Raw genomic sequence first — 12996 nt, 5'->3', positions numbered from 1 at the left:
ACGAAAATACGTTGGTTCAGGCTTTTTTCAATCACCGTTGATTGGGTGCGATCGCCAAAATCTCATTGAAAAACCTAGCTATAAACCTTGAAAACTATACCTGTTATTTTGGCTTTTCTGTCAATGCGTAAGTCCTAAGATTAAGTAAGTAGGCGTGAATAATTAAAGGTTTGTAGTAAGGGCTTCAGCCCTTAAAAGCAGTATTGTTATCTATGTTCGTTCATTTGTAGCTTATTTTCCAGATAGAGACGCGAGAAACATCGCATCTCTACCTTTTATAAATTATTGATGTTGCTTATCGATTGGAAAATTTACAAGTATAGGTGGAAGACCGTTTTCTGTGGTTGGTTGTGCTTGGTTAACTACTGGTTGCGGATGTAAAGGCGTTGGTGTCAATTCACCCTTACCAGTTTGATTCCATAAAATCAGCGATAGTAGGCCATCTACTAAACCGTTATTGCTGCCATTACTGCCAACTAAGACATCTGGAATCAAGCGGACATTGCGATCGCCTATAATCTGCATTAGCTGCATTGCTGTATAACCATGTGAACCCAAGGCTTCCACACCAGCCTGGTAAGTTTCAGCTTTGGCGTTACCTGTGGCGCGAATACCTTCAGCCTCAGCAATTGCTCGGAGTTTTGTCCCCTCAGCTTCACCGTTCGCCTGCTTAATTTGGGCTTGGGCTTTCAAATCGGCAATTTGCACACTCTGCTCTGATTGCACCATTTCTTCTTGGATATCAGCCAGTGCTGTCTCCCGGACAAGTTGTTGCCGTTGGGTTTGCGCCATCTGCTGAACTTCGTAAGTTTTGCGTTTTTCTTCAGCAATTTTCCGGTCTGTCAGTGTGTGCATTAATTCATCGGGTGGTGTAATCAAACCAATCAATGAATCCACCGCTTGCACATCATAAGCACGCAAGGCAGATTTAACGTATTCGGAAGCTTCAACTTGGCGCTCGCTTCGCGCAGTCAAGAAATCTAAGATAGTATACTCTTGAGCCGAGTTGCGGAAATAATTCCCCACAATGGGACGCAAAACCTGATCGATGACGTTTTGCATCGAACCTAAGCGGGAAATTACTTTCGGCGCATCAGAAGCACCAATATGGATAATTTGGAATATTTCTAAATCAAAGGTGAAACCATCAAATGATAGCAGTTTGAGCGCCTGCAAGTTGGTATCATAACCGTGCTTACCACTAATCCTTTCAGTGAAGTTTAAGACAATATTTGTTGTCGGTACTAGCTCAATTTTCATCACCTTAGTATTGAGCGGGTGTTTTCCAGGATACAACGGCTCAACCCAAACGCCCTTATGTCCTTGGTTTACTAAATTCCCGTGGGTGAAAGATGCTCCGCTTACATCTTCATGTTCTTTGCCTACGAAAGAAATCACCACACCCACATAACCGATAGGGATTTCAGTCATCGGGACTTGTTCAATATTTACCAACCAAGGGTTCAAGTTCCACGAACCCGATAATAATACTTGTTCTTGTAAACCCCGTTGCCCCCCTGCATCAATAAATTTCTGACCATTTTGAAAATTATCATGGCCGGTAATGACGCGTCCAGCAATTTCACCTGCTGCGATCGCTGAACCATCTAAAGTAGTAACAATACCAACCTTCTCTGCTGCTATTTCATAAATGTGCAACTGTTGTGGACTCATGCCATGACTACTGGCATTTGCAGCTGTAATCACTTTAAAGAGCGCAGTGTTGATGCGGTAAGTACCTGCGGTGAGAAAACTCATTTGCCGCCCTTTTTCCCCGCCTTGGGTGAGGAATTTCCGAGCATCTTGGAAGTTGTCACAATCGACGATTTTACCCAGAATGCGCTCTGGTGGGTTTGATTTGCCGTCTGCTGCCACAATCAAGGCGATTTCCCCTTGGGGAATAACAATTATCGACTCTTTCTTGACAGAATATTGCCAAGGCCAATAGCCCCAGTGCCAACCAGGAGCTAAAGTATCTGCCTGTAAGCCAGCTTCGCCGTTGAGGGCAATTAAACTGCCGGCGGGTAATCCGCGCCCGGAAAGGGTGAATTTCCTTACCACAATGCCGACTTCACGTTCACCAATAACCACCAGTCCGCCAAAGAATAGGGGGACAAATATGACTAAACCACCGATAAGTACGATGGGAACTAGTGCAAAACCATCAATTCCAGCAGTTTGAAATTGAATCTTGCTAGTTTTTAACTGGACAATATTTGGTGTGGTGTGATTTAGCTGTACTGATGCCGAATTGATTTCTTGCGGAGTATTTATTTTTACAGAAGTAGCACTGCTAGAATGAATACTACCAGCGATCGCTAAGGCTGCTACAATAGATGTGGCAAGATTAGCTAGCTTATTTTGTTTAAGTGTACCAAGCAAAGATGAAAAGCTTTTCATAATTTGTGCCCATTTGAGCAACTAATTAGTTAAGTTAACACTTCACCAGGGCAAGCCTTGATTTCTTAAACTTGGTGTAATTTTTTTAAAAATTAATAAATAATTTGTAGGTTGGACGTTACCCAACCTACAAAGTTGAAATAGAAAGTAAAATTAGACCAAACCGCCAGCCGCTTGAAACCGAGCGCGGGCGCGTTTGAAGGCTTGATTTGCCTTGATTTGGGCTTGGCGATCGTCTGCTGAAACTTGATTCAGAGCCGCTTCTGCTTGGTTGTAAGCAGTACGGGCTTCATCAAGGTTAATTTTGTCACCACGTTCAGCGCCGTTAACCAGAATTGTCACTTCATTTTCTTCGACTTCGGCAAAGCCACCCAAAAGGGCGATCGCTTCCCAATTCTGATTTTTAGCGCCGCGAACTCGCATTACACCAGTATCCAGGGCGGTTAAAAGTGGTGCGTGTCCAGTGAGGATACCTAGTTGACCAGTTGTGCTAGGTAAAACTACTTCTTCAGCTGGAGCATCCCAGACTGTTTTATCTGGAGAAATTACCCGAACGGTTAATGTCATTTGTCTTTTGTCCTTTGTCCTTCGTCCCTTGTCCTTTGTCATTTGTCTTTTGTAATTGCCATTAGTCATTAGCAGTTGAACTAATGACTAATGACTAATGACCAATGACTAATAACTAATGACTAACCTTTGATTTTTTCAGCTTTAGCGATCGCTTCGTTAATATCGCCAACCAAGTAGAAAGCCTGTTCTGGCAGAGCATCCAACTCACCAGACAGAATTTTTTGGAAGCCTTTGATGGTGTCTTCCAACTTCACATACTTACCAGGAGAACCGGTAAATACTTCTGCTACAAAGAACGGCTGAGACAAGAAGCGCTCAACTTTCCGCGCCCGCGCCACGATTAGACGGTCTTCTTCAGACAATTCATCTAAACCGAGAATGGCGATAATGTCTTGGAGTTCTTTATAACGTTGCAGAGTTGATTGCACCGCCCGCGCAGTATTGTAGTGTTCTTCACCGACAATGTTTGGCTGAAGCATGGTGGAAGTGGAACCAAGGGGGTCAACTGCGGGATAAATTCCCTTAGCTGCCAAACCGCGAGACAGTACTGTGGTTCCGTCCAAGTGGGCGAAGGTGGTAGCAGGTGCGGGGTCGGTGAGGTCATCCGCAGGTACGTACACTGCCTGAATGGAGGTAATGGAACCCTCTGTAGTCGAAGTAATCCGCTCTTGCAGTTCACCTACGTCGGTTCCCAATGTGGGCTGATATCCTACCGCAGAAGGCATCCGGCCTAGTAGCGCGGATACTTCCGAACCTGCTTGTACAAACCGGAAGATATTATCAATAAACAGCAGCACATCCTGCTTGTTCACATCCCGGAAGTACTCTGCTACTGTCAATCCCGACAAACCAACCCGCATTCTCGCTCCGGGTGGTTCGTTCATTTGACCGTAGACTAGAGCAATTTTTGATTCGTTGAGGTTCTCGTTATTGATAACCCCAGACTCAATCATTTCGTTGTAGAGGTCATTGCCTTCACGGGTGCGTTCACCCACGCCAGCAAATACGGATACTCCACCATGCTGGGTAGCAATGTTGTTAATCAACTCCATCATGATTACGGTCTTACCAACACCAGCACCGCCGAACAGACCAATCTTACCGCCGCGTCGATAGGGAGTCAGAAGGTCAACAACTTTAATCCCAGTCTCAAACACGGAAGGTTTGGTTTCCAGGTCGGTGAATTTGGGAGCAGAGCGGTGGATGGGTAAACTTGCCTCAGCATTTACAGGCCCCCTGTTATCCACAGGTTCGCCAAGGACGTTGAAAATCCGGCCCAAAGTGGCTTTACCAACTGGCACGGTAATGGGAGCGCCTGTATCGGTGACTTCAAAACCGCGCACTAAGCCTTCGGTGGAACTCATCGCAACAGTCCGCACTTGGTTGTCGCCCAGCAGTTGCTGTACTTCAACGGTGATGTTGATTTCCTGTCCACTTTCGTTGGTGCCAACGATTTTCAAAGCGTTGTAGATTTGTGGCAATTTCCCGCCGGGAAATTTAACGTCTACAACTGGGCCAATGATTTGGGTAATGTAGCCAATGTTTGTTTTTTCTGCGGTTGTGACCATGCTGCGCCTAATGATTGAAGCTATATTTCAGATACGGTCGGAGAAGACATAAGAATAAGCAATGTCACCTTTCACTGTAGCACCGGACGGGGACATAACTCCCTTAGTAATTCCTTAAAAAGCAGCTTGGCTATTTTAGCTGCAACCCTCATCTTGAAAAGCTTGTCTAGACAAGCGGATGCTTTTTCTTTATCCAGTTAACACCCTAGTTTTTCACCAAGCTCATTTTAAGCCGCGTTCGCCCTTGGCGTTGGCGGAGCCATCGCTTTGGTTCAAGCCGCTTAAATAACAGTACAAGCGTTATGCGTGTCAACACAATAAAACAGGACTTACGCACAAGCAACGGAAAACGAACCACAGAGGACGCAGAGGACACAAAGGAATAGGAGTTTGAGAGGTTTTTTGCGTAAGTCCTATAAAAATGCTGTGTCTTGCGATCGCAGACACAGCCGATATTACACAGGGACAAAAAACAGTTTTCAGTGAAGGCAAGCCTTTGTTACTTAACTGTTAACAATCAGCTTGGAATTTCTTATTGCGTTTGAGCATTGAACTAGCACCAATAGTACCAAAAACTAGCAAGCCTACTATAGAAGCTGGTTCCGGAACAGAGGTTGGCTTGATTTCTGCCTTAATTTTTTTATCAATTGCAGCACCAAAGTCTTGGAAGTTCTGTGCTGCTAGAACAAAAGCAGGGTCACCATTGGCATTAGTACCGCCAATTACGTTATTTTGATAGAAGGCTTGAAGTCCAGCTTCGCTCCCGATAGTTACACCGTTAATCGCATCGACACCTAGTGCTAGAGCAGCATTGCGGGCAGCTATTGTATTAGCCCCATCGTTTGTAGCACCGTCACCAGACACATCGATAACTTGGCGTGCACCATCATAGTCATTATTGAAGAATTTAGGTGCGGCAAAATTGAGTGCAGAACCAATAGCAGTACTGCCACTGAAGACACGCGTTGTTGCTGCTATATTATTAGCAAAAGTCTGTGCAGCAGCTACACTATCGATCAAACTCCACCCTACAACTTCTTGCTGCTGGTTCGCACTAGACCAGTAAATCAGGTTTACTGCAATCTTGCCCAGATTTCCTTTAGAGATGAAATCATTAAAAAGGTTGGCATTTGAGAAAGCATTAACATAGCCTTGTTTTTGCAGATTGAACTCGCTATTATCTACGCTTCCAGAAACATCAACAAGTAAAGACAATTCCAAATCAACGGGAACTAAAGTAGCAGCGTGGGCGCTGGTTGAAATAGCTAAAATAGACAGACAGCAAGATGCTGCCGTGAGTGTTGCACGAACAAAGTTAGAAATTTTCATGATTGACCTTATTAGTTCCAAAAAGCAGATGTGAATAATAAAAATGCTTGACTAGAAAAATATTTAGGCTTGCCAAGCATTTGGACACAATTGACATAACGCATCCTGTACAAGAAGCTATGAATAAGCCTCTTACAGCGATCGCAGATATAAGCACTAGTGAAAATAACTCAAGTTTTGAACTTAGCTTTTGTCTTCTAGTTATTTAAAGAGGTGATTAACAGTGTTTTCCTCATTGGCTTATTTACCTAGATTAGTGGCAAATTTTTTTAGTGGCTAGAGTTTTTGCGTATATTCACATAATAATTACATTATAAATTAGATTAAATAGTAGCCACAACCTAGATGTAAGGCGGCTTATATAGGCAGTATCAAATGAATAATTGACTAAAGCTTTGTAAACTTAAGTTGTTGCTTTAAGATAGATTTATCAACGTAATTATGCGTAAGTATGGCTATGTAAGCATAATCTACAGTTAAGAACATCGTAGTAGCACACCGTTATAATAAGTAGGTGGGCGCTAAAAAACATAACTAGATTAAGAAATGTAAATTGCTTAAAAGCTTATATTCAAAGCATTTACGCTGCTTTACATAAGTTTACGTAGTTAGGTTTAATTGTCCCTACTTACTTACCTACCGATTAAAACCACAGTGGTTAAAAACTTAGGGTAGCGATGCCTGCGGCGAGCTTCTCTAGGAGACGCTCCGCGAACGCTTGCTAAATTCAGTTAGGAAAGTTTACATAAAAAATCTGCTCTTTCTAACGATCGCAGAAAGAGCAGCGCTATACCATTTATTCAAATAGTTACTACACGTCCTCTCAACGCCATTTCGGAATCTGAGTCATTAATAATTACTAATTTGGTACTTGGATACCATACATTTTTACGTTTATACTACGTTAAGAAAGTTCACATAGAAAATCTGCTCTCCCTAGCGATCGCAGAAAGAGCAGCTTTATACCATTTATTCAAATAGTTACTACACATCCTCTCAACGCCATTTCGGAATCTAAGTAACTAATAATCACTTATTGGTACTTGGATACCATACATCTTTGAGATTGCTCAAAACAGATTTAGCACAAACCTATACCACAAAAGTGTGTATTAGTCAAGAAAAAACAGCTACATTAATCTAATTCCATCCCCTGGATAGATTAAGGTCATGAAACTTATGCACAAACTAGATTTCCAAATCTTCTGAATATCCCTAATATAAAACAATACAGTTCAGTTAAGGATAATCGTAGGTTGGGTTGAACTTTAGTGTTACCCAACAAATTCTGATAAATGTTGGGTTTCGTTCCTCAACCCAACCTACGCAGTTTAAGGTTTTTGGCTCTAACCCAAGCGTATTGTAATATAAAAATAGGTACAAAAAACTGTTTTCAGTTCAGCCAAGCCGCTCTCGCTTCATCCTCACACTTCCACCGAGCAACAGCTTATGAATTTCTCGTCAGCACGACAATATTTTTACCAGGAGATTCAGCAGTCTGACGAGCGCATTGATCTAGCAAAGGCAGCTTTGTATATTGCCCAAGAAGAATATCCCAAGCTAGACCCAGAGGAATATCTCAACGCCCTTGATACAATGGCATGGGAGCTACAAGAACGCCTGCCTGATTCACGATATCCTTTGCGGATGGTTCAAAGTATTAACCAGTATCTTTACGAAGATTTAAAGTTTTCTGGTAATAAAATTGACTATTACGACCCACGCAACAGCTTTTTCAATGATGTAATTGACCGGCGGCTGGGGATTCCTATTAGCTTGGCGTTGGTTTACCTGGAAGTTGCTCGACGGATTGATTTTCCGATGGTGGGTGTGGGGATGCCAGGACATTTTCTAATTCGCCCAGATATTCCAGATATAGAGATTTTTGTGGATGCCTTCAATGGCGGTGAAATAATATTTGCCCAAGATTGCGAAGAACGGCTGTCTCAACTTTATCAGCAACCTGTGACGCTGCAACCAGAATTTTTAGCTGTAGTCAGTAATCGGCAATTTTTGGCGCGGATGCTGACAAATTTAAAGTTTATTTATATGAAACAGCAAGAGTTAGAAAAAACGCTAGCAGCAGTTGAACGAATTTTGTTACTGTTTCCTGGTTTAACTTTAGAGTTACGCGATCGCGGTCTAATCTATTATCAACTCGGTTACTACCCCCAAGCCCTAGACGACTTACAAAATTATTTAGCAAAAGTTCCCGATGCCCAGGATGCATCTGTGATTCGGCGGCTACTTACAGAGTTAGGGAAAGATGAGTAGGGGGTGGGGAGTGGGGAGTGGGGAGTGGGGAGTTAGGAGTTAAGAGTTAGGAGTTAAGAGTTAAGAGTTAAGAGTTTGAAGTTTGGAGTTTGGAGTTATAAGAATTCTTTCCCCAATGCCCAATACTTCGACTGCGCTCAGTACAAGTGCCCAATGCCCAATGCCCAATTACGAATTACGAATTACGAATTACGAATTTTCTGCGACTCGTTTGAGGCGGCGCAGTTGGGCTTGCATATCTTGTTTTGTCCAAGATGCGGCAAAGGTGTTGAAACCCCAATTAACTAAAGGGTTAGGGATATCGTACTCAAAGCGGTTGAGTAGGAGCGTTCCCAATTCTTTTGGTTGACATTCCCAGCGATCGCGCCCTTGAAAAAATCCTTGAAATTCCCAAACTACCAAACCCGGTTGTCGTTGTACAACTACGCTATTCAACGTGGGTTTCAGTAGAGGAATTTGAATGATAAAACGACTTTTACTGCCAACATCAGTACTCCAAGCACCCACAGGTTCGCAACGGAGAACGGGGTTAAGCCAGCGATGCATGAGAGCTAAATCGCTAATGCAGCGCTCCACCACCGTAGCTGTAGCATTAATTTGAATCGATTGCTCCAAAACTTGGGACATTCTATATCTGCTCTAAAAAACTTACCTAAACTTGACTAATCCTAGTTTAGTGTTCTTTTCCTGCTTCATCCAAGGTAGTCGGCTACTGCTTGTCCACAGGCGTTAAGTTCCGGTTAAGCCAACCGTACTTTGCACGGGCGGAGTATTTTCAAGATTAGTTGCGGCGTTCTCGTCGCGGTCTTGAATATGCTTACATTTTTGACAATTAAATATTCGGTCTGACAACCTCATATCTTGGATATGATGACATTTAGAACAAGTTTTAGAACTCGGATACCAACGGTCTACAAGTTCAACCCTTGTTCCGTAGTGAGCTTGCTTATAAGTTAACTGACGACGAATTTCATAGAAGCAGTTGTTGCTTACAGCTTGTGCTAATTTATGATTTTCTTTCATCCCCTGAACATTCAGATCCTCAATTCGGATCACATAAGCTTTACGACTTATGTCAGTGGTCATTTTCTGAGTCGTATCTTGTCGGATATTGGCAATTTTTGAGTGCTGCCTAGCTAGACGAGTGTAGTATTTTTTGGCGTTCTTTGATGCCCTTATTTTCAGGTTTTTGTTTCCAAGAACTTTATTTCGATTGTGCCACTGCAACTTACCCAGCTTGGTTTTCGCCGTTTGCAGTGTAATAGGCATATCGTATTTTGTACCATCGGAACAAGTCGCCAAAATTTTGACCCCTAAATCCACTCCAATTTTTTCAATTGGATGAATAATAGGTGGTATCTTCTGGGCATCAAGCATAAATGCCACAAACCATCTATCTGCGGTTCTAGAAACAGTAAATGTCTGAGAGCTACAGATAAAGTCAATTCGTTCTTTTAACCTAAGTTCTTTCAACCCAGGTAACTTTATCCTCTGACCACGATTGATGACAACTCGGTTAGTAAATGCCAGTGGTGGCTCCCCAATTACTGGGTAAATGCCAGCAGTTTTGTATACGGTAAACGAGTCTCCTTTTTTCTTTGATTTCTTTTTCGGGAACCCGGATATCCCTTTACGCCATCGCTCAAAAGCCTTTTTCAAGTCAATGAATGCTGACTGATAGACTGTGGATGGATATAACTTCATCCAAGCATACTCAGGCTTCTGCATTGTCACTTGAGTAAATACCTTTTTGATGGTATCAAGGCGCTTACTATCAGAGGCTTTTATATCTTCAAAATCCCAAGAGGATTGAATCAGGTCTAGCCCATAGTTATATACCCAACGCTTAAAACCAGCATTGCCACGCATCAACGAAGTTTCTACATTATTTAGTTTTAACTCTCTCTTGATGGCAAACATTGATTTATGTTTTATACTCATACAAGTATACCAGTATTAGTAACTCTAAGCAATGCCCTTTAAGAAAAATCACGAATTTCGTTTTCTGCCAACGGAAAGTAGATCATTGGATTCTAAGCCATTAACTTTAAAGCTACGTCCTGGTATCCGAGATAAGCTCAGGTCAATCCCTAATTGGCAGTCAGAGTTAAGAGATGTAATTGAAGTGTGGTTACAGGAAAAACTTGATCAGATTGATCAGGATTGAAGTGTTTTAGGCAAGAAATTGCTGATTAAGTAATGCTCTGATGCTGTTGCTGCAATTACAGTAACGCAAAATTCAGCACTGTCAGTAGGTTAAATCAAATATTTAGTAACAAAGTCAAAAATTACTCTTGATATCAATAGACATCTCCAGAAATTAAATATGCGTTACCCAGAACCCTTGTATAGACGCGAAATTTCGCGTCTATACATTCTTTTTCGGAGATGTCTAATGGTATATAGAACTAGTATTTGATTGCATGAAATACACGTAGTGTCATGACACAGCTAAAATACTGCATTAGCTTTCCTCTTGTGGGATGGGCGTCTCGCCCGTCCAGTGCGGGCAAGATGCCCACACCACAAGAAAAATTCTTGCATCATTTTAGCTGTGTCGCACTACTACAAGACTACCGAGATTTTTTCAGAAATCAAATATGATTCCTATAGATGTATGTTTTTACTGGTAAATTGATAGGCAAAACACTGACTCAGTGTTTGCGGCGAATACTTAAGCATAATTCCCGAAAACCATGAACACAACTTGGCAAGGAATAACCCAGGTGATAGGAGTTGCTTTGTCCACAAGGACGCAGCAATTTTTGGCACAATCGCCCAGCCTGCAATCGGCGCAACCAGCAGTAAATCAAGGAATTGCTGATGTGCAAGGTATTGTTCAACAGTTAATTCTGTTTACACCCCGTCTGCTGGGGGCAGTGGCAATTTTGTTAGTAGGTTTGCTAATTGCCTTTGGCGTAGCCGCGCTGACGCGAGGAATCCTCAATCGCACAAATATAGATAACCGCATTGCCGCAGGGGTAACGGGTCGTCAAGATGTTCCCCAAGTGGAGAAATTAATCTCCAGCTTAGTCTTTTGGAGCATTATTCTACTGACGGCAGTAGCTGTTTTACAGGCATTAGATTTAGAGGTAGCGTCTCGACCTCTGAATAATTTTCTCAATCAACTTATTGGCTTTTTGCCAAAGTTAGTTGGTGTGGGAATCCTTTTGGTAACTGCCTGGTTTTTGGCGACCATTGTGAAGATTATTACTGTGCGCTCATTACAGGCATTTAACCTGGATGAGCGCTTGAATCCACAACCAGAAGACAGCGTACCTAGCCTTAATCAGTTGTCTCTAAGTGAGACGATTGGCAATGCTCTGTATTGGTTTATATTTTTACTGTTTCTCGCCCCAGTTTTGGATACTCTCGGACTACAGCAGGCTTTACAACCAGTACAAGCTTTAATTACAGAAGTTCTGCTAATTCTGCCGAACATTCTCGCGGCAATATTAATTGCTGTAGTTGGCTGGTTTATAGCTAATGTGGTGCGGCGGATTGTGACGAACTTGCTGGCGACAACTGGTATAGACCATTTAGGTAGTCGATTAGGATTATCTGCGGCTGCGGGGGTGCAACCTCTATCGAATATTATCGGCACAATTGTTTATGTTTTGATTTTGATTCCTGTAGCGATCGCAGCGCTGAATGCCTTGCGAATTGATGCGATATCTGTACCTGCGATCGCCATGCTGCAACAGGTTCTCAATGCGCTACCTGGAATCTTTACAGCCGTGGCAATTTTGCTTGTTGCCTATTTCGTCGGGCGGTTTATCGCAGATTTGGTTACAAGTATCCTCACCAATTTAGGGTTTAATAACATTTTCACTATTTTGGGTCTGACAACACCCAGCAGACGAATCGTCATTTCAACAGAATCAACAAACCCCCCGATTCCAACCCGCACACCATCGGAAATTGCAGGTATTGTTGCCTTAGTGGGTATCATGCTGTTTGCAACGGTGGCGGCGGTGAATATCTTGAATATTCCAGCCCTAACAGCATTAGTTTCTGGAATTGTGATCATATTCGGGCGGATTTTGGCGGGATTGGTGATATTTGCCATTGGTTTATTCCTAGCAAATCTGGCTTTTAACATCATTACCAGTTCTGGCGAACGTCAAGCCCAGATTTTGGGACAAGTGGCGCGGATTGCCATTATTGCCTTAGTTTCTGCAATGGCACTACAACAGATTGGAGTTGCCAGTGATATTGTAAATTTAGCCTTTGGACTTTTACTCGGTGCGATCGCAGTTGCTATTGCCCTTGCTTTTGGTCTTGGAGGGCGCGATATTGCCCGCGAACAAGTTCAAGAATGGCTAAACTCTTTCAAAGGTAGAAACTAAAAGTTGATGAAGGCGCAATTTCTTCTGTAAATCTCGGAAAGTGCAGGCCTAAGCATCAATAGTGCAGAAAATCTATCAGCAATTGTGCTTAAAATGTTGAAAGTTAGAAGCTCAGAAACTCGGTGTTTGAGTGTAGAACTTGAAAGTTCACGTTCTCATCTCGAAGTTCCGAGTTCCTAGCTCTAGCCTTCAAGTTCAGAGGTCGAAGTTCCGAGTTCAGAGGTTGAAGTTCCGAGTTCAAAGGTTGAAGTTTCGAGTTCAAAGGTCGAGGTTCCGAGTTCAGAGGACGAAGTTCCGAGTTCAGAGGTGGAAGTTCCGAGTTCAGAGGTGGAAGTTCCGAGTTCAAAGGTCGAAGTTCCGAGTTATAAAATCAGGTTCAATCTTTATTACCTTTAGCACCGTTAACGCGAACAGATTCAGCCCAAGCGTTAGGGACTTCCAAGAAATAAATTATCCTAATAAACGAACCACAGAGACGCAGAGAACACAGAGAGAAGAGAAATAGA

The 12996-nt window shown here is 42.6% G+C and carries 10 protein-coding genes; 3 read left to right on the top strand and 7 right to left on the bottom strand.

What is annotated here, in order from left to right:
• Positions 1-282: 282 nt before the first annotated feature.
• The 4 genes from D1367_RS17585 to D1367_RS17570 form a co-directional block, all read right to left on the bottom strand.
• Positions 283-2400 (bottom strand): flotillin family protein, encoded by a 2118-nt coding sequence (locus D1367_RS17585; protein ID WP_118167552.1) that lies wholly within the window; start codon positions 2398-2400, stop codon positions 283-285.
• Between the two features lie 153 nt (positions 2401-2553).
• Positions 2554-2967 (bottom strand): ATP synthase F1 subunit epsilon, encoded by a 414-nt coding sequence (gene atpC / locus D1367_RS17580; protein WP_118167551.1) that lies wholly within the window; start codon positions 2965-2967, stop codon positions 2554-2556.
• A gap of 122 nt (positions 2968-3089) precedes the next feature.
• Positions 3090-4538, bottom strand: coding sequence for a F0F1 ATP synthase subunit beta (gene atpD / locus D1367_RS17575; RefSeq protein WP_118167550.1), 1449 nt, complete (start codon positions 4536-4538; stop codon positions 3090-3092).
• Positions 4539-5048: 510 nt separating this feature from the next.
• The gene (locus D1367_RS17570; RefSeq protein ID WP_118167549.1) at positions 5049-5867 is read right to left on the bottom strand and encodes a DUF1194 domain-containing protein; all 819 of its coding nucleotides are present in this window, start codon (positions 5865-5867) and stop codon (positions 5049-5051) included.
• Positions 5868-7316: 1449 nt separating this feature from the next.
• Here D1367_RS17570 and D1367_RS17565 point away from each other — a divergent pair.
• Positions 7317-8141 (top strand): SirB1 family protein, encoded by an 825-nt coding sequence (locus tag D1367_RS17565; RefSeq protein ID WP_118167548.1) that lies wholly within the window; start codon positions 7317-7319, stop codon positions 8139-8141.
• Positions 8142-8330: 189 nt separating this feature from the next.
• Here the strand turns inward: D1367_RS17565 and D1367_RS17560 are convergent, their stop codons facing one another.
• Positions 8331-8768 carry an SRPBCC family protein gene (locus D1367_RS17560; protein WP_118167547.1) on the bottom strand — a complete coding sequence of 146 codons (438 nt, stop codon included), beginning with the start codon at positions 8766-8768 and terminating at the stop codon, positions 8331-8333.
• 102 nt (positions 8769-8870) lie between these two features.
• Positions 8871-10061, bottom strand: a complete 1191-nt coding sequence (locus tag D1367_RS17555) for an RNA-guided endonuclease InsQ/TnpB family protein (protein WP_118171566.1) — start codon at positions 10059-10061, stop codon at positions 8871-8873.
• A gap of 52 nt (positions 10062-10113) precedes the next feature.
• On the opposite strand from D1367_RS17555, the gene D1367_RS30945 reads away from it, so the two are divergent.
• Complete coding sequence (locus D1367_RS30945; RefSeq protein WP_118167546.1) at positions 10114-10308, top strand: hypothetical protein; 195 nt, start codon at positions 10114-10116, stop codon at positions 10306-10308.
• 529 nt (positions 10309-10837) lie between these two features.
• Complete coding sequence (locus D1367_RS17545; RefSeq protein ID WP_118167545.1) at positions 10838-12490, top strand: mechanosensitive ion channel; 1653 nt, start codon at positions 10838-10840, stop codon at positions 12488-12490.
• Positions 12491-12593: 103 nt separating this feature from the next.
• Here the strand turns inward: D1367_RS17545 and D1367_RS17540 are convergent, their stop codons facing one another.
• Complete coding sequence (locus D1367_RS17540; RefSeq protein ID WP_118167544.1) at positions 12594-12836, bottom strand: hypothetical protein; 243 nt, start codon at positions 12834-12836, stop codon at positions 12594-12596.
• Positions 12837-12996: the final 160 nt, after the last annotated feature.

Source organism: Nostoc sphaeroides (assembly GCF_003443655.1).
Taxonomy (GTDB): Bacteria; Cyanobacteriota; Cyanobacteriia; order Cyanobacteriales; family Nostocaceae; genus Nostoc; species Nostoc sphaeroides.
Note: the sequence above shows the minus strand (reverse complement) of the source record. Positions and strands in the feature narration are given on the sequence as shown.

Excerpts from the sequence above, each read along its gene's own strand:
- atpD (WP_118167550.1), bottom strand. The coding sequence starts at position 4,538 with ATGGTCACAACCGCAGAAAAAACAAACATTGGCTACATTACCCAAATC.
- D1367_RS17565 (WP_118167548.1), top strand. The coding sequence starts at position 7,317 with ATGAATTTCTCGTCAGCACGACAATATTTTTACCAGGAGATTCAGCAG.
- D1367_RS17560 (WP_118167547.1), bottom strand. The coding sequence starts at position 8,768 with ATGTCCCAAGTTTTGGAGCAATCGATTCAAATTAATGCTACAGCTACG.
- D1367_RS30945 (WP_118167546.1), top strand. The coding sequence starts at position 10,114 with ATGCCCTTTAAGAAAAATCACGAATTTCGTTTTCTGCCAACGGAAAGT.
- D1367_RS17555 (WP_118171566.1), bottom strand. The coding sequence starts at position 10,061 with ATGTTTGCCATCAAGAGAGAGTTAAAACTAAATAATGTAGAAACTTCG.
- D1367_RS17570 (WP_118167549.1), bottom strand. The coding sequence starts at position 5,867 with ATGAAAATTTCTAACTTTGTTCGTGCAACACTCACGGCAGCATCTTGC.
- D1367_RS17545 (WP_118167545.1), top strand. The coding sequence starts at position 10,838 with ATGAACACAACTTGGCAAGGAATAACCCAGGTGATAGGAGTTGCTTTG.
- D1367_RS17585 (WP_118167552.1), bottom strand. The coding sequence starts at position 2,400 with ATGAAAAGCTTTTCATCTTTGCTTGGTACACTTAAACAAAATAAGCTA.
- atpC (WP_118167551.1), bottom strand. The coding sequence starts at position 2,967 with ATGACATTAACCGTTCGGGTAATTTCTCCAGATAAAACAGTCTGGGAT.